Genomic DNA, 15,804 nt, shown 5'->3' with positions numbered 1-15,804 from the left:
GCATCCGGATGGCCGCGCCCTCAGGCCGGAACCCTCTGCAGCATTCCTTCGGGTGCGGGCTCGGTGTCCCCGCGCAGCGTGTACGTCAGGCTCCGGCCGATGGCTTCCCCGAGCTGCGTGGGCACCGCGTTGCCGATCTGCCGGTACTGGTCACTCACCGAGCCGCAGAACGTCCAGTCGTCGGGGAAGCCCTGCAGTCGCGCGGCCTCGCGCACGGAAATCGGGCGGTCTTCGCTTGGGTGGCACATGTCCGTGGCCTTCTGGGACGGACTGGTGGTGACGGTGGGCGCGGGCTTGTCCCAGGCCAGCCGGCGGTAGAAGCCGACCTTGCCGCCGCCCGACCGGTACGCGCCGCCCATCGCGTCTTCTTTCAGCTCGGGGGGCAGCGAGCGCCAGTTACCGCCCTCGGGCACCAGGCGGAGGTACTGCGCCCTGGCCTCGCTGTACGGCTGGAACTGCGGCTGCGGATCGTGCAGGCCGGCCAGCCCATCCCTGAGCGTGCGCCAGCGGGGGAGACCCTGTTCACCGGTTCTGGAATGCGTCGGGGGCGGCAGTGCCACCCGTTCGTGGTCGCGGCTGCCCAGGAGCACCACGCGCTCGCGCACCTGCGGGCAGCCGTAGTCGGCGGCGTTCAGCAGGCCGGCGGTCACGCTGTAGCCGATGCGCCCGAACTCCGCGAGGATCACCGCGAAGGCCGAGCCGCGTTCCTCCTCCGGGCTGGGGGGCGAGCCGTTCCGCGCCGAGATGGGGCGGTGTCGCAGGGTGGCCGAGAGCAGGCCGCGCACGTTCTCCATGATGAAAAAGCGCGGCGCAGTCCCTTCGACCATCCTCAGGAAGTCGCGGAAGAGGCTGCCGCGCGGGTCGTTCAGGGCCTCCCGGCGCCCGGCCGTGGAAAAGGGCTGGCAGGGCGGCCCGCCGCTGAGCAGCGTGACCTCGCCGCGCCTGAGGCCGGTGGCGGCCAGCAGGTCGTCCACGCTCAGGGCGGTGATGTCGGCGGCCATGAAGGGGAAGCGTCCCAGCCGCCGCGTGTTGTGCTCCAGGGTCGCCCGGGCCGCCCGGTCGATCTCCACCACCGCCCGCGTCTCGAAGCCCGCCGCCTCCAGCCCCAGGTCGAGCCCCCCCGCGCCGGAAAAGAGGGAGAGGTGCGTGGGGGCCGGCATCGGCTCCAGGCTACCCCACATCTGGCTAGCCCCACATCCAGTTCAGCCCCACATCCAGTTCAGCCCAGTCGCGGCAGCAGCGTGACCACCGCCGCGATGGTCACCACCGAGAGCACGGTGCTCAGGGTGATCACGTCGGCCACGGTGCCCACGTCGGCGTCGTATTCGCGGGCGATCAGCAGGGCGTTCACGGCGGTCGGCATGGCGGCCGAGAGGATCAGCACCGCCAGGTTCGCGCCGTCCAGCCCCAGCGCGCGCCCCACGCCCAGCGCGATCAGCGGGCCGCCGACCAGCCGCGCCGCGCTGGCGAGCCACACCCGGGGGGTCAGCCGGGGCCAGCCGGCCGCGCCCAGGTGCAGCCCCAGCGTGAGCAGGATCATGGGCAGGGTCGCCTGGGCGAGCAGGCTCACCCCACGCGTCAGGCCCTCGGGCAGCGGCACATGCAGCAGCCTCAGGGCCAGCCCCAGCCCGGTCGCCCAGAGAGCGGGCAGGCGCAGCACGTCCCTGAGCGAGTCCAGCCAGTGCGCCCCGCCGCGCCCCAGGCTGTACAGCGCCGGGCCGACCAGATACATGCCCACGAACGACGCCAGGAACAGCACCGTGGCCCGCTCGAAGCCCGACTGCCCGAAGGCGAACAGGGCGATAGGCAGGCCCATGTTGCCCGAGTTCCAGATGCCCACGGACGCGCTGTAGGAGCGCCGGGTCAGGTTTGGCTGGCCCCAGCCGCAGGCCCAGCCCAGCGCCAGGCACAGCCCCAGGGTCAGCAGGTACGCGCCGCCCAGGTGCAGCGCCTCGCCCACCTTCACGGGGGTTCGCAGGATCACATCCAGCACCAGCGCGGGCGAGAGCAGGTACAGGGTCAGGCGCGAGACCGTGCCCTGGTCGACCGGAAAGCGCGAGGAGAGAAGCGCCCCCAGCCCCGCGACGAGAATGACGGGCAACAACACGCTGCTGAGGGCCTGGAACATCTGAGCGGCATGTTGTCATGGGTCAGGGCGCGGCAGGGCAGCACATCTGATCTGCTCTCCCTGCGCGGCAGAGGGGCCTCTCCAGGGTGAGTGTCGGCCCCTCGCTTCGCTCGCGCCGGATGGCCGAGGGCAGGCGGGGCTCAGCCCGAGACCCGCACCGGCCCGGCGTGCAGCGGCAGCGTGGGTGCCAGCCAGACCCGGCCCGTGCCCCGGAAGGCCTGCACGAAGCCCTCGCCGGTCTTGCCGCTGCCCAGCAGTCCGCGCGCGGAGCGCTCCACCGTGAACTGCAGGCCGTCGGTGTAGGCGATCACCAGATTGCCGTCCACCTTCAGGGTCTCATTCTGCATCTCCAGAATCTGGAATTCCTCGGGCGGCACGGGGCTCTGCAGGGCGAACAGGCCGGTGCCGGTCAGCTTGGGCTGCACGCGGCCCTCGCCGGAGCCGACCATCTGCGCGAAGCCCTGGTTGACGTGGCGGCCCACGGTGATGTCGCCCACGCAGGCCACGAAGGCGCCGTCGTCGACGATTAGCGATTCACCGCGCAGCTCGCCCAGCAGCAGGTGCAGGCGGGTGGGTTCGGTGTACAGCGTGCCCGAGCCCTTGAAGCCGGTCTTGTACATGCCCTCGCCGGTGGCCGCCGCCGTGACCGCCCCGCGCAGGAAGCCGCCCAGGCCGCCGCCGGAACCCGAGGCCGAGACCGCCTGCATCTCCAGTTCGCCGCGCAGGTACTGCAGGGCGCCGGATTCCAGGGTGGCGATGCCGCCTGCGACATGCACGGCGAGCTGCCGCCAGCGCTCGGGGCGGTTGAGCGTCTGGTGAAAGCCGCTCAGGGCCGACTCCATCGGAGTGGCGCTGTATTCCAGTACGTCCAGTTTGACGTTGCCCGCGCTCAGTTCGCGCTCGATCGTCGCCCGCCAGGTGAATTCCATGCCCCGGATACGGTGCCCCCGCGGCCGGAGTTCCCTGGCCCGCACTTGACCCCACCAGCCCCACCGTCTATAGTCCTCTGGCTGGCAGCGAGGCGTAGCGCAGCCTGGTAGCGCACTACCTTGGGGTGGTAGGGGTCGTGAGTTCGAATCTCGCCGCCTCGACCAGCAGAAAGTCCCTCTCCGAAAGGAGGGGGTTTTTTATTGTCCCGCCAGGCTGCGGGGGGTTGATGAGCGGGCTCAGCAGCGCCATCAGGTCGTCGACCAGCGCCGGGGCGATGGCCGGGTGGGGCGAGGTCTGGACGTTGGCGTTGTCCAGGCGGCCGATCAGGGTGTAGCGGGCGCCCAGGTGGGTCTGGCGCTGCACGCACTCGACCTGGATCTGTCGGCGCAGGGCCCGCATGATGAGCTTGCCACTGTGCAGCGGCAGGGCCTGTAGCACCTGGGCCAGCGGAACGGACGTATAGGACATGGCCGGAGCATGTCAGGCCGGCCCTCACGAGGAGCTGAACCTCAGGGCGGGTGAAGGTATGGCCGCTCCATGAAGGAGCCGTCAACGTGGGCCGGCAGGGCCCGTCTGGCGCTGCTCTCAGCCGCGCCTGGAGGCCGAAGTGGCGGAGCCGACCCGTTGCTGAAGGTTCCGGCAAGAGTCAGGCGGTGGGCGGCGGGTGTAGGGTCACCCCTATGGACTACCGCCAACTTGGCCGCACGGGGCTTCAGGTCAGCCCGCTGTGCCTGGGCACCATGAACTTCGGGCCGGAAGCCAGCGAGCCCGACAGCCACGCCATCATGGACAGCGCGCTGGAGCAGGGGGTGAATTTCTTCGACACGGCCGACGTCTACGGCTGGAAGCTCGGCGAGGGCGTGACCGAAGCCATCATCGGGCGCTGGCTGGAGGCCAACCCGGGCAAGCGTGACAGGGTCGTGCTCGCGACCAAGGTCTACGGCAAGATGGGCGAGGGCCCCAACGACCAGCGGCTCTCGGCCTATCACATCCGCAAGGCCTGCGAGGACAGCCTGCGCCGCCTCAAGACCGACCGTATCGACCTCTACCAGATGCACCACATCGACCGCGCCACCCCCTGGGAGGAGATCTGGCAGGCCATGGAGCGGCTGGTTCGGGAGGGCTCGGTGCTGTATGTCGGCAGTTCCAACTTCGCCGGCTGGAACATCGCGCAGGCGAACACGCTGGCGGCGCAGCGGCACTTCATGGGGCTGGTGTCCGAGCAGAGCCTGTACAACCTGAACGCCCGCACCATCGAGCTGGAGGTGCTGCCCGCCTGCCGGGCCTTCGGGGTCGGGATGATCCCCTGGAGCCCGCTGGGGGGCGGTCTGCTGGGCGGCGTGCTGCAAAAGGCCCAGGAGGGCCGCCGCGCCAGCGAGCGCATCCAGCAGGACATCGAGAAGCACCGCCCGCAGCTGGAGCGCTACGAGGCGCTGTGCCGCGAGCTGGGCCACCCACCCGCCGACGTCGCGCTGGCCTGGCTGCTGCACCAGCCGGGCGTGACCGCGCCCATCATCGGCCCGCGCACCGCCGAGCAGCTCCGCGGCGCCCTGAACGCCGCGCAGCTCAAGCTCACGGACGACACCCTGAAGGCGCTCGACGAGATCTGGCCCGGCCCCGGTGGGCAGGCGCCCGAGGCCTACGCCTGGTAGGAGGTGAGCCGCCCCGCGAGCCTTCAGTCGAACGTCATCCGCCCCACCCGGCCGTCCGATGAGGAGGTGGTGGGGCGAATCGCGTATCAGACCGGGTTTTTCGGCGACAGCGCGGCGCGCTATTTCCCGGACTCGGAGCTGTTCGCCGCCCTGTGGGCCGGGCCGTACTTCCAGGGGGCGGGGGCAGGCTGCTATGTCGCCGAGGCCGGGGGCGAGGTGCTGGGCTACGTGCTGGGGGCGCCGGAACATGAGCGCTATCAGGCGGCGCTGAGGCGCGTGGTGGCACGGCGCCTGAGTTCGTCGTGGCCCACCCGGCGCACGCTGCTCAGCCTGCGCTACCTGCTGCGGGTGGCACGCTTTCCCTCGCCGCACGCTTCCTGGGCGGCGTTCCCGGCCCACCTGCACCTGAACCTGTTGCCCGCCGCGCGTGGCCTGGGGCTGGGGAGGCGGCTGCTGGAGGCGCATCTGGCGGCGCTGCAGGGCCTGGGCGTGGGCGGCGTGCAGCTCTCCACGACCGCCGAGAACCGCGCGGCGCTGGGGCTCTACCGCACCCTGGGCTTCGAGGTGGTCGCCTCGCGCCGCACGCCGCTGTGGACGCCCTGGCTGAGGCATGAGGCCGAGCACCTGGCTATGGCGCGGCGCCTGGACGGGGGCCCGATTCCGGCTCAGGGGTGAGGTGGCCGGGATCGGGCGGCAACGCCACCGGGCTCAGCAGCTCGTTGCGGCGCACGAAGGCGTGCATGAAGCGGCCCAGGATGCGCGTCTGGGTGCGGTAGATGTTCACGGCCTCCAGCTTGCGCCCGACCTGCTCCGGCGTCAGGCTGGCGCGCTGCCACGGCAGGCCCGAGGCCAGCGGGGGCACGGTCAGCGGCTGCTCGGGGTGCAGGCCCTTGGGCACCGGCCATTCCAGCCCGCCGTGCACCACCCAGAAGCGCAGGCGGTTTTCCTGACGCGTTTCGGCCAGCAGCCGCAGCGCGAGGTACGACACGGTGCGGTGGTCGCTGTGGAAATCCTGCGGGGCGGGGGCCAGTACCAGATCGGGCTGAACTTTGTCCAGCACGCGGCGCAGGTCGGCCTCCAGCGCCTGCCCGGTGTAGGGGGCGCCGGGGCTCAGGGCGCCCTTCACATACACCGCGGCGGCGTCGGTGCGGGGCGCCCGGTAGGGGGTGGCGTAGTGCAGGGTGAAGAGCCTCAGCAAGCCGCCGTCCGGGTAGCCCAGCATGTAGGTCTGCGCCGCCGGAACCCCCAGCACGGCTGCCGCGCGCCGGGCCTCCAGCACGCGCGTCTCGCCCAGGGCCCGCAGGTTCCGCGCGCCGGGGCGCAGGGTGCGCTGGGTCAGGGCGGCGTCGAACTCGAAGCCGTCTCCGGCCGTGATCCAGGCGATAGACACGCGCGCCCCGGCGGCCCGGGCCTGCTGGATCAGCCCGGCGCAGCACAGCGTCTCGTCGTCCGGGTGGGGCGAGAGGATCAGCACCCGCTGACCGGCCCGGAAGGCCTCCAGCGCCGGCAGTCCCGCCACGCGCCGGGCGCTGCCGCCGAAGACCTGATCCACCACCGGCAGGTTGATCCAGGCGCTCAGCCCCACGATCAGCGCGGCGAGCAGGCCCGGCGGCCCCCAGCGGCGGAGTTGGGCCAGCCAGGGCTTTCGGGGTGGGGGAGGGGCAGTCATATCGAACGTCCTGGAAACCGGACTCCGCCGGGGTCGGCCTCGGCCAGCACACGGGTCAGACCAGTGAGGGTTCAGCCACCGAAGGGATGAGCCAGTGGATCACTCACCGTGGACGCGGTAGACCGGTCAGGCGGGCGGCGCCCAGCACGCAGGCCAGCCCGGTCATCCAGCCGGCCAGCACGTCGGTCGGGAAATGCAGCCCCAGCACCAGCCGGGCCACGCCGCTGAGCAGCACGTAGACGGTGGCCAGGGCCACCACGGGCCAGCGGTAGGGGGTGCGCCAGAGCAGGACGCACAGCGCCGTGCCCAGCGCCGCCGCCATGGCGGAGTGGCCGCTGGGAAAGGAGGCGCCGTTCTCGGAGACCAGGCGGGTCCACAGCTCCGGGCGGGGGCGGTTAAAGATCAGCTTCATGGCGAACGCGATGCCCACCGCGCTGCCCAGGCCCAGCAGCGCGAACAGGGCCTGCTGGTGGCGGCCGCGCAGCCACAGGCCCAGGGGCAGCGCCACGGCCAGTACCGTCATGACCCAGGGGCCGCCGAAGGTGTGCAGGCCCAGGCTCAGGCCCGTCAGCCAGGGGGCGGCGTGGGCGTGGATCCACTCCATCAGGGGGGTCTCGAAGGCGAAGCGCTCGCGCTCCAGCACGTCCTCGGCCAGGAATCCCACCACCAGCAGGGGCACCAGGATGCCCAGCAGCCAGCGGATCAGGTGGCGGGAATGGGGCGGACGGAGGGCGACCGGAGCAGACATGCCGGACAGTCTGCGGCCCGGAGTTCAGGAGAAGATGGAGCGTAAGGGGAAGGTCAAGGCGGAGGCGGGAAGGGGTCACGCCACGCAGCGGGGCTGGAACCACGGTCGTGACTCCAGCCCCTCCCGCCGAACCCGCTCCGGCCAGCCTATCTGACGGTGAGGGGCCCCTTCATGCCCGATTCGTAGTGGCCGGGATAGTCGCAGGCCATCTCGAACGCTCCCGCCTGGGTCGGCGTGAAGCTCAGCGTGGCCTTCTCGCCGGGCTTGAGCTGCACCTCGATGAAACGGCCCTTCACGGCCTTGCCGTTCACGGTCAGCCGGGTGTCCCTGCTGGGCAGCCAGATGGTGTGCTTCTCCATGTAGGCGTCCCAGGCGGCTTCGCCTTTCGGGGCGGCCCCCGGCTTGCCGTACGCCTGGAACTCGTGCGGCGCCACGCCCGCGTTCGACAGCTGGATGACCACCGGCTGCCCGGCCCTCAGGGTCAGGTTCATGGGCGCGAACTTCATCTCGGACATCTCGATCCTGATGGTCTTGGCGGTGGTGGCAGTGGTTGGGGTGGCAGTGGTTGGGGTGGCCGGAGCGGCGCCCGACAGGCTGGCGGCGGCGAGGAGAACCAGGGGAAGCAGGCTCAGTGCGGTCTTGGCGGTGGTGGGGAACGTCATAGGGGTCTCCTGAGCCGGCCCACCGACTGCGGGGCCCTCGCTCCCTGCAGGGATAGGCCCCTCAGGTCAAGGCCGCATGAAACGGCCTGCACTCAGGACGCCGGATCAGCACCGCTGCGCGCCCGATCGGTGGCCGGTTCGGGCGCCGCCGGCAGGGTCACGACCACCCGCGCGCCGGGTTCCTCCGTGCCGTCCGATCCTCCGGCCCGGCCCAGTTCCAGGGTGCCCCCGTGCGCCTCCACCACCTGCCGCACCACCGCCAGGCCCAGGCCGAAGCCCTCGACCTGGCCCTCGACCTGGGTCGCTCCCCGCACGAAGGCGTCGGTCAGGGTGCCGGCGGGGAACCCCGGCCCGCTGTCCTCCACGCTCAGCGTGGCGTGTGCTCCGGCGGGCCGCACCGTGACCGTGATCCGCCCGCCGGGCGGCGTGAACTTGATGGCGTTGCCGATCAGGTTTTCCGCCATGCTACCCAGCAGGGTGTGGTCGCCCCGCACCCACACGGCGGCGCCGTCGAGCCACAGATCCAGGCTCCGGCGCATGGCCAGGGGCTGCAGCAGATCCACGGCCTCGCCGGCCAGCTGCAGCAGATCGAGCGCCCTGGTCGGCGCGTCCTGGGCCGCCGGGAGCCGCTGCGCCCGCGTGAGGGTGATCAGGTTGCCGGTCAGCAGGCGCAGGCGGCTGGCGGTGCGCTCGGTGCGCTCCAGCGTGCTCCGCAGCTCCGCCTCGGGGCGGGGGCGCGAGAGGGTGTGCTGCACGTCGGCGAGCATGGCGGTCACGGGGGTTCGCAGCTCGTGGGACGCGCTGGCCAGGAACAGGGTCTCGCGTTCCCGCTCGGCCCGCAATGCGCTCAGGCTGCCGTCCAGGGCGCGGGCCAGGGCGCCGACCTCGCCGGCATCCGTCAGGGCCGGCAGGGGCCCGGCGGATCTCAGGCTCTGCCACTCCAGGCCCTGCACGCGCCCGGCCAGGGCCTCCAGGGGGCTGAGCGCCCGGCGCACCATGCGCGCCACGACCAGCCCGGCCAGGGCGCTCAGCGCCAGCAGGGTCAGCCCGGCGATCAGCGCGTAGCGCCGCAGCAGCCTCTCCAGCGGCTCCAGGCTGCGCCCGACCTCCACGCTCAGCGGCCCGCTGCGCTGGGAAGCGATCAGCAGATCTCCCACCTGCCGCACGACCCGCGTCTGCTGGCCCTGCAGGACACCGGGATCGGGCTGCAGCGACCTGCGGCTCCCATCCGTCCAGATGACCGTGGAGCCCCGGTAGACGCGGGCGGCGGCGGTCACGCCGTTCTCCTGCAGGATGTCGCGGGCGGTGGCGTCCAGCCGCTCCGGCGTGGTGGTGGCGATCGCCAGCAGCGCCTCGGCCTGGGCGTCGATCTGCTGCCCGATCGATCTCAGCTCGACCCGCCACAGCACCCCCCCCGCCACCCCCAGGGAGGCCAGCAGGGTCAGGGCCAGCACCAGCGAGGTCAGCAGGGTCAGCCGGGCGCGCAGGGTCAAGGTGGGCTCACCGCCAGCTACTCGCCCTCGGGGAAGCTGTAGCCCACGCCGCGCATGGTCTGGATCACGTCGTCGCCCAGTTTGCGCCGCAGGTTGCGGACATAGGTGTCCACCACGTTCGATTCGGCGTCGAAGCGGCCGTCCCAGACCCGGTCGATCAGCTCCTCGCGGGTGTAGACCCGCCCCGGATGCGAGGCCAGCACCTCCAGCAGCGAGAACTCCTTGGCGGTCAGCGCCACCCGCACGCCGGCGCGCGACACCGAGCGCTGCGTCCAGTCGAGCCGCAGGTCGCGCCAGCTGCGGGCGCTCTGCACCTCGGCGCGGCCCCGGCGCACCAGGGCGCGCAACCGGGCCTGCACCTCGCCCAGGTGGAAGGGCTTGACCAGATAGTCGTCGCCGCCGGCGTCCAGGCCAGTGATCCGGTCTTCCACGGCGTCGCGGGCGGTCAGGAACAGCACCGGGCACAGCAGCCCCCCGGCGCGCAGCTCGCGCACCAGCTCGAAGCCGGCCAGCGGGCCCTCGGGCAGCCCCACATCGACCATCAGCGCGTCGAAGGGAAAGGCGGCGGCCAGCGCCAGCGCCTCGTCGGCCGTGGCCGCCTCGTCCACCGCGTAGCCGGCCTCGCGCAGGTTCGCCACCAGCGGACGCCGGATCTCCGGCTCGTCCTCCACCACCAGAAAGCGCATGGCCACAGCTTAGGGGCTGCAGATCAGGCGCAGATGGAAGCGCCCTATTTCGGCAGGCCGCCCAGGGTGGTCAGGGTGTAGCCGCGCTGGCGGGCCACCCTCAGGAAGCCCTGCAGCACGTCCAGCATCTCGGGCGCGTTGTCGTGCAGCAGCACGATGCCGCCGGGGCGCAGCCTGGAGGTCAGGCGCGACTCGACCACCGCGTCGCCGGGGTTGGCGAAGTCGGCGGGGTCGTCCGTCCAGAACACGGTGGTCAGGCCCAGTGCGCGGGCGGCGTCCAGGGTCTGCGGCGTGTAGTCCCCGCCGGGCGGGCGGAAATAGCGCACCGGCTGTCCGGTCAGGGCCTGCAGGGTGCGGTTCGTCAGCTGCAGCTCCTGGGTGACCTCGGCCGGGGTCAGGGGCGGCAGCCGGACATGGTGGTAGGTGTGGTTGCCGATCTCGTGCCCCTGCGCGGCCAGATCATGGATGAAAAAGGGGTAGGCGGCGGCGTTGCGCCCGATCACGAAGAAGGTGGCCTTCACGCCGCTGCGCCGCAGCAGGTCGAGCAGCAGCGGCTCGTACAGGGGGTGGGGCGCGTCGTCGAAGGTCAGCGCCGCGACCTGCAGCGAGCGGAAGCGGCCCCGGTAGAGCAGGCCATCCAGCACGCCCCCCTGGTTCCTGGCGCGCGCTTCCAGCGCGCTCTCGCGGCCGGCGGCGGGGCGCGGGCCGGTCTCGCGCACCTGATCGGGGGCGCGCGTGGCGCTCATGGTACCGGGGTTCACCCAGACCCGCTCGTAGGCCCCGGTGCCGCCCGCCCAGGCCGTGAAGTCGTCCAGCCGGCGGCGCGGCACCGAGGCGGTGAGCACCGGCAGCGGCCCCCCGAAACTGGCGTAGGCGCCCCGGTCGTACACGCTGAGATCGACCTCGCTCAGCTCCGGCCGGGCGGCCAGCACGCGCCGGGCCACCTCCTGCACCAGCGGGCGCAGCCGGCCGCGCTGGGCCGGTTCGACCGTCAGCACCGCGTGAGCGACCTCGATAAAGCCGTTGCCCAGATACTGCACGCTTCTGACCTCGGGGATGGCCGGCGTCAGGGTCAGGGTCGGCGGCGCGGGCGCGGGGCGGGTGCCGGGGGCCACGGGCTGCACCGCGCCGGGCGGCAGCTGGCCGGGCGCCACCTGGACAGGTTGCGCGGCAGACGTCTGGGCCAGACCGCAGGCGCCCAGCACGGCCAGGGCCAGCAGCAGCGGACGGAGCGGCGCTCTCAAGAGCGACCCTGGCCTTTCGCCCACGCCAGATTGGCCTGCACGCCGGCCGGCAGGTGCCCCTGCGCCGCATAGAGTTTTGCGGCCCGCAGGTACTGGGCGCGGGCCTCGGCCACCCGGCCCTGTTTGCGGAGCACCGTGCCCAGCACGCCGGTCGCCAGCGCGTTGTCCGGCGCCTCGGTCAGCGCCCGGCGCAGTTCGCGCTCGCTGGCCTGCAGTCCGGCCGGGGTGGACTGGCCCGTGCCGGTGCCCAGCACGCCGCCGGGCGCCCGCTCGGCGCGGTAGTAGTCGAACTGAGAACGCACGTAGCCCAGGCTCAGGAAGCTCAGCCCGGCCGGCTTCAGGGTGCCCTGAGCCGGGCCCTGGCCGTCGGCGCGGGTGTAGCCGGTGATCACGTTCCCCGGGCCGAAGACCGGGCTCAGGAAGCGCACGCCGCCGGCCGCCCAGGCCAGCACGCCCTGGTGGGTGGCGAAGGGTTCGGGTTCGCTGGCGTCGACCTCCAGGTCGCCGGCGCCGCCGGGCAGCCGCAGCACGCTGGTCACGTGCCCCAGGTTGCTCTCCTGGCCGCTCATGTTCTTCCAGACCATCACCAGCCCGGCGTCCAGCCCGGCGCGCTGCAGCAGCCCGGCGATGATCACGCTCTGCAGCAGGCACTGCCGCTCGCCCGTGCGCGGAATGCTGGCGAACTCGAAGCCGCGTTCCAGGCTGAACTTCGGCACCGCCTTCTTGATGAAGCGGTGCGCCCAGGCGGCGGTCTCGCGGGCCAGGGTGTCGCGCGCCGCGGGCGTCCGGGCGGCGGCCAGCTGTGCCCGGCGGGCGTCCAGGGCGGCCTTCAGCGTGGCCCCGCCCGCCAGCGGCACGCCGGCCCGCGTGTAGGCCGTCTCCAGCCAGGTCTGGAAGCGGCCGCTCAGGCCGGCCCGCGCATAGGACTCGGCCGCCAGCCGCTGGACGTTCGGGCCGCCGAAGCTCAGGTCGGCGGGCGCGGCGGCGCCGTGGGCCACCGGGACAGTCAGCATCAGCACGAGGCCCAGGCCGGCGAGGCGGCGCAGGACGGGGGGTGGAAGGAGGGAAGGCGGTGGCTTGGACATCGTGACCTCGGGACAGGGGTGCCCAGTGGGCTGGGAGTGTGGGCCGGCAGTGTGGGCTGGCAGGGGTTGAGCGGGAGTGTCGGCGGGCGGGTATGGAGCAGTGGGCAGTGCCGGTGGGGGCCGCAGCTGACCCCGGCGTTCAGAGTTTCCAGATCAGGCCGCGCCGCGCCATCCAGGCCAGCCCCAGCCACACCGCCAGCACGTAGCCCAGGGTGTAGACCCAGCCGCCCGCCAGGGGCCCCAGCGCCCCGCGGGACAGTTCCAGCAGCGAGGCCAGGATGGATCTCGGCTGGCCCGTCCAGGTCACCTGCCAGTCCAGCAGCACCCAGACCTTGACCAGGATGGGCAGGGCGTAGCCGGCCAGCGCGTTGCGCCCCGGAATGGTCAGCGGCGAGAGCAGCCGCGCGCCGCCCGGCACCCGGCCCCAGTCGGCGACCAGCCAGCACAGCCCGATGCCCAGGAGGCCCAGCCCCGCGCTGTACAGGATGTAGGGCGGTGTCCACAGCGCTTTGCTCAGGGGCAGGTGCCCGCTGGCCGCCCAGCCGTAGCCCAGGGCGCCCAGGGCCAGCCCCAGCCCGAAGATCAGCGCCGGGGCCCGCGGCGACTTCTGCTGCAGGGGCCGGGCGGCCGCGCTGCCCAGCAGCACCAGCGCCGTGGTCGGCACCACCGAGAGCAGGCCGCGCAGCCCCCAGGCCGAGAGCAGCGTGTTGTTCACGTGCTGCACCGGATTGGCCGTCTCGCTGACTACCCCGATGCCCCCGGCGTGCGGCGTGACCCGCAGGAACACGGCGTAGCCCGCCAGCAGCCCCAGCGCCGCCAGCAGCTGCCAGCGGCCCCGCCACGGCGCCATCAGCGCACCTCCCAGGCTGGCCAGCGCGATCAGCTGCAGCACGCCCAGCCCCAGCGTCAGGGCGTGCTGGGTCACGCTGGTCAGGAAGGCGCCGGCCAGATACAGCAGCGCGGCGCGGGTCAGCAGCCGGCGCAGCCGGGGCCAGCCGCGCACGCCCGAGCGCTGCAGCGCCGCCTGCGAGAAGGGCAGGGCGGCGCCCGCGCACAGCAGGAACCAGGGAAACACCAGGTCGGTCAGCGTGACCCCGCCGAAGGGAGCGTGCCGCAGCTGCGCCGGGGTGAAGTTGCCCAGAGCCACGTTGTTCACCAGCAGCATCAGCAGCACGGTCAGGCCCCGCCAGGCGTCCAGGGCGCTCAGCCGGGCGCCGGCCGGAACGCCGGTGGACAGGGCGCCCGAGGCGGGCAGGCGGGCGGGGCTCAGGGCATCGGGGCGGGGGATCGTCATGGGCAGGGCGCTCCACCCAGACTCTAGGCAGACCAGCTCAGGCACACATGAAATGCCTGCGCTGCTGGCGGCGCGCTGGATGGCCGCCGCGGTTCAGGGGTATTCGCGGCTGAGGTGGATTCCGGGCCCAGAGGTGGCCGGGCACTCGCAGCAGCTCCCGCACGCCCTCCAGGGGCAACCGCCAGCGGCACCCACGCCGGCGGCGGCCAGGCCCTTCTTCAGGTGAGCCGCTCGACCACGGTGCCGGCGGTGTCGATGGAAAAGTCCATCACACGCCCGCTCAGCCCGTTGCGGGCCATGACACCGTGCAGGTAGGTGTGCAGGCGTCCGGTGTCCTCGCGCCGGTCGTGGAAGCACAGCACGCTGGGGCCGGCGCCGCTCAGGGCGGCCCCGAGGGCGCCGTGCTTGTGGGCGTCGTCCAGAATGTCGCTCAGGCCGGGCACCAGCGGCGCGCGCCAGATCTGGTGGATGTAGTCCTGCATGGCGTGGCGCAGCAGATCCAGCCGCCCCACGCTGAGGGCCGCCGCCAGCAGCGCCGAGTGCGAGAGCGCGTGCACGGCGTCCGCGCGGCTGTACTCCTTGGGCAGCACGGCGCGGGCCTTGCTGGTGCTCAGCTCGAAATCCGGCACCAGCACGGTCACGCCCAGGTGCGCGGGCGGCTCCAGCCGGATGTAGTGGGTGCCCAGCTTGTCCAGCGTGGCGACCACGATGCCGCCGAACAGCGCCGGGGCCACGTTGTCCGGATGCCCCTCCTCGCGGGCGGCCACGTCCAGCACGGCCTCGTCGTCCAGCGGGCGGCCCAGCAGCTCGTTGCCCGCCACGATGCCGCCGACCAGGGCGGCGGCGCTGGAGCCCAGGCCGCGCGCCAGCGGCACCTCGGTCTCGATCTCGATGCGGGCGGGCGGCAGCTCGCGTCCGGCCCGCCTCGCCGCCAGCAGCATGGCGCGGTACACGTAGTTGCTCTCGTCGGCCGCCGTGCCCGCCAGCTCCGCGCCCAGCGGCACCACTTCGGTCGTGTCCTGCGGCGTCACCCGCAGGGTGGTGAACAGCGGCACGCTCAGGCCCAGGCTGTCGAAGCCCGGCCCCAGGTTGGCCGAGCTGGCCGGCGCGCGGACGGTGAAGGTCATGGGTGGCCCTGGCGGGGGGCTGGAGTCAGAGGGCAGAGGGTAGAGGGCAGAAGGCGAAAGGTGGAAGGCCAAGGGCGAAGTGGAGAACGCCTGTGCGTTTCAGCCCTCAGCTCTTTGCCCTCGACCATCTGGCCGCTCACAGACTGCTCTTCCTCACCGCATCCAGGGTGGTCTCCACGGCGACTGGGGGCTGCCTGTGGCGCATGGCGCAGGTACCGCCGATCGGCGCACAGATCACCGGGGCGGCGCCGTTCTCGGCGGCGCTGGACACGGCCATCAGCATGCCCCGATCCCTGAAACTGCGGATGGGTTCGGGCCCTCGTGGGTCGGGAACAGCAGCGCCGACGGTTCCGGTGCATGGCTCAGAGAAGTTTTCCCCTCGTACAGCGTGAACGCGGGGGTGCATTCGGTGACAGGCAGGGGCGCTCGATCCGCTTCGATGATGCCAGGCATACACACTCCTTGGGAGAGCCCCGCAGGGCGGCTGGGGGTCATGCTACGCGACCGGGGGGCGGTGGTCGGAACCGGAAATCAAGACAACTCCCCGATCCTGGGGCCTGGGCCGGCCTGAGAAGGAGCGCGGGCAGGCTCACCACCGCGGAGACTGGGGCAGGAGACCGGCGCGATGGACGCCGACAGGTCGTGGAGACGGTCTCGACAGTGGAGGCCGACCCCCGGAGACTGGCGCATTGGCGCCCGCTCACCCCGAAGCGGTCTCATCTTCTCCGTGCGCTTCCGCGCTAGGCCAAGGTGCCTGAGCGCGTCAGAGATGAGAGCTGGCGGGCTCTTTTCCAATCCGGCTCTTAAATGGAGTTTGCGGGACATCCATCCCATCTTCGCCGGCCCTTGAGAATGTACGCATATGCACAATAGGGGATCAGGCCCAGTTTCATGCTGCCCCTACAACGAGCAAGCAACAGGCATCGTTGCCACTCAACAAAGCAAGACACGGAGGTAGAAATCATGGGTATTATCATCACTATTCTGGTCGGCGCACTGTGTGGTTGGCTCGCGAGCCTCATCATGAAGACCGACGGTCAGCAGGGCGCCATCGCCAACATCCTGATCGGTATCGTGGGCGCGGTC

General features: G+C 72.1%; 16 protein-coding genes and 1 tRNA gene (1 of these 17 running past the window's edge). 4 read left to right on the top strand and 13 right to left on the bottom strand.

What is annotated here, in order from left to right; translation table 11 throughout:
- Positions 1–20: 20 nt before the first annotated feature.
- The 3 genes from CVO96_RS05275 to CVO96_RS05265 all read right to left on the bottom strand — a co-directional run bounded on the left by CVO96_RS05275 (position 21) and on the right by CVO96_RS05265 (position 3,057).
- On the bottom strand, positions 21–1,160 hold the full coding sequence (locus tag CVO96_RS05275; protein ID WP_207795277.1) for a DNA cytosine methyltransferase: 1,140 nt from the start codon (positions 1,158–1,160) through the stop codon (positions 21–23).
- 59 nt (positions 1,161–1,219) lie between these two features.
- Positions 1,220–2,128, bottom strand: a complete 909-nt coding sequence (locus tag CVO96_RS05270; protein ID WP_103311132.1) for an AEC family transporter — start codon at positions 2,126–2,128, stop codon at positions 1,220–1,222.
- A gap of 140 nt (positions 2,129–2,268) precedes the next feature.
- Entirely contained in the window at positions 2,269–3,057 is a 789-nt protein-coding gene (locus tag CVO96_RS05265) for an AIM24 family protein (protein ID WP_103311129.1), read from the bottom strand.
- An 88-nt stretch (positions 3,058–3,145) separates the two neighbouring features.
- Here CVO96_RS05265 and CVO96_RS05260 point away from each other — a divergent pair.
- The 3 genes from CVO96_RS05260 (at position 3,146) to CVO96_RS05250 (ending at position 5,385) form a co-directional block, all read left to right on the top strand.
- A tRNA-Pro gene (locus CVO96_RS05260) sits at positions 3,146–3,222 on the top strand.
- 516 nt (positions 3,223–3,738) lie between these two features.
- Complete coding sequence (locus tag CVO96_RS05255; RefSeq protein WP_103311126.1) at positions 3,739–4,710, top strand: aldo/keto reductase; 972 nt, start codon at positions 3,739–3,741, stop codon at positions 4,708–4,710.
- A gap of 69 nt (positions 4,711–4,779) precedes the next feature.
- Positions 4,780–5,385 (top strand): GNAT family N-acetyltransferase, encoded by a 606-nt coding sequence (locus CVO96_RS05250; RefSeq protein WP_243398172.1) that lies wholly within the window; start codon positions 4,780–4,782, stop codon positions 5,383–5,385.
- Here CVO96_RS05250 and CVO96_RS05245 read toward each other — a convergent pair.
- From CVO96_RS05245 to CVO96_RS21010, 10 genes are all read right to left on the bottom strand, one after another.
- Positions 5,339–6,379: a PIG-L deacetylase family protein gene (locus CVO96_RS05245; RefSeq protein WP_103311120.1), complete on the bottom strand. Its 1,041-nt coding sequence runs from the start codon at positions 6,377–6,379 to the stop codon at positions 5,339–5,341. The genes CVO96_RS05250 and CVO96_RS05245 overlap by 47 nt on opposite strands.
- A gap of 103 nt (positions 6,380–6,482) precedes the next feature.
- A complete protein-coding gene (locus CVO96_RS05240; protein WP_103311117.1) occupies positions 6,483–7,127 on the bottom strand; it encodes a phosphatase PAP2 family protein in 645 nt (214 codons plus the stop codon).
- Positions 7,128–7,273: 146 nt separating this feature from the next.
- Complete coding sequence (locus CVO96_RS05235) at positions 7,274–7,789, bottom strand: cupredoxin domain-containing protein (RefSeq protein ID WP_103311115.1); 516 nt, start codon at positions 7,787–7,789, stop codon at positions 7,274–7,276.
- A 92-nt stretch (positions 7,790–7,881) separates the two neighbouring features.
- A complete protein-coding gene (locus CVO96_RS05230; RefSeq protein WP_103311112.1) occupies positions 7,882–9,282 on the bottom strand; it encodes a sensor histidine kinase in 1,401 nt (466 codons plus the stop codon).
- Between the two features lie 17 nt (positions 9,283–9,299).
- Positions 9,300–9,968, bottom strand: a complete 669-nt coding sequence (locus CVO96_RS05225) for a response regulator transcription factor (RefSeq protein WP_103311109.1) — start codon at positions 9,966–9,968, stop codon at positions 9,300–9,302.
- A 44-nt stretch (positions 9,969–10,012) separates the two neighbouring features.
- On the bottom strand, positions 10,013–11,212 hold the full coding sequence (locus CVO96_RS05220; RefSeq protein WP_103311106.1) for a polysaccharide deacetylase family protein: 1,200 nt from the start codon (positions 11,210–11,212) through the stop codon (positions 10,013–10,015).
- The gene (locus CVO96_RS05215) at positions 11,209–12,297 is read right to left on the bottom strand and encodes a hypothetical protein (protein WP_243398171.1); all 1,089 of its coding nucleotides are present in this window, start codon (positions 12,295–12,297) and stop codon (positions 11,209–11,211) included. The genes CVO96_RS05220 and CVO96_RS05215 overlap by 4 nt, the downstream gene beginning before the upstream one ends.
- Positions 12,298–12,436: 139 nt before the next feature.
- Positions 12,437–13,591: a heparan-alpha-glucosaminide N-acetyltransferase domain-containing protein gene (locus CVO96_RS05210; RefSeq protein ID WP_103311103.1), complete on the bottom strand. Its 1,155-nt coding sequence runs from the start codon at positions 13,589–13,591 to the stop codon at positions 12,437–12,439.
- Between the two features lie 218 nt (positions 13,592–13,809).
- Positions 13,810–14,718 (bottom strand): homoserine kinase, encoded by a 909-nt coding sequence (gene thrB / locus CVO96_RS05200; RefSeq protein ID WP_103311098.1) that lies wholly within the window; start codon positions 14,716–14,718, stop codon positions 13,810–13,812.
- A 136-nt stretch (positions 14,719–14,854) separates the two neighbouring features.
- Positions 14,855–15,001, bottom strand: a complete 147-nt coding sequence (locus tag CVO96_RS21010; RefSeq protein WP_165795210.1) for a hypothetical protein — start codon at positions 14,999–15,001, stop codon at positions 14,855–14,857.
- A 680-nt stretch (positions 15,002–15,681) separates the two neighbouring features.
- On the opposite strand from CVO96_RS21010, the gene CVO96_RS05195 reads away from it, so the two are divergent.
- Positions 15,682–15,804: the beginning of a GlsB/YeaQ/YmgE family stress response membrane protein gene (locus CVO96_RS05195; protein WP_103311096.1), read on the top strand. The gene runs 141 nt beyond the window's last position; the window shows 123 of its 264 coding nt (coding positions 1–123); the start codon lies at positions 15,682–15,684; its stop codon lies off the right edge, out of view.

It is taken from the genome of Deinococcus koreensis, assembly GCF_002901445.1.
Taxonomy (GTDB): Bacteria; Deinococcota; Deinococci; order Deinococcales; family Deinococcaceae; genus Deinococcus; species Deinococcus koreensis.
This window is presented reverse-complemented; position numbering and strand designations above follow the sequence as displayed.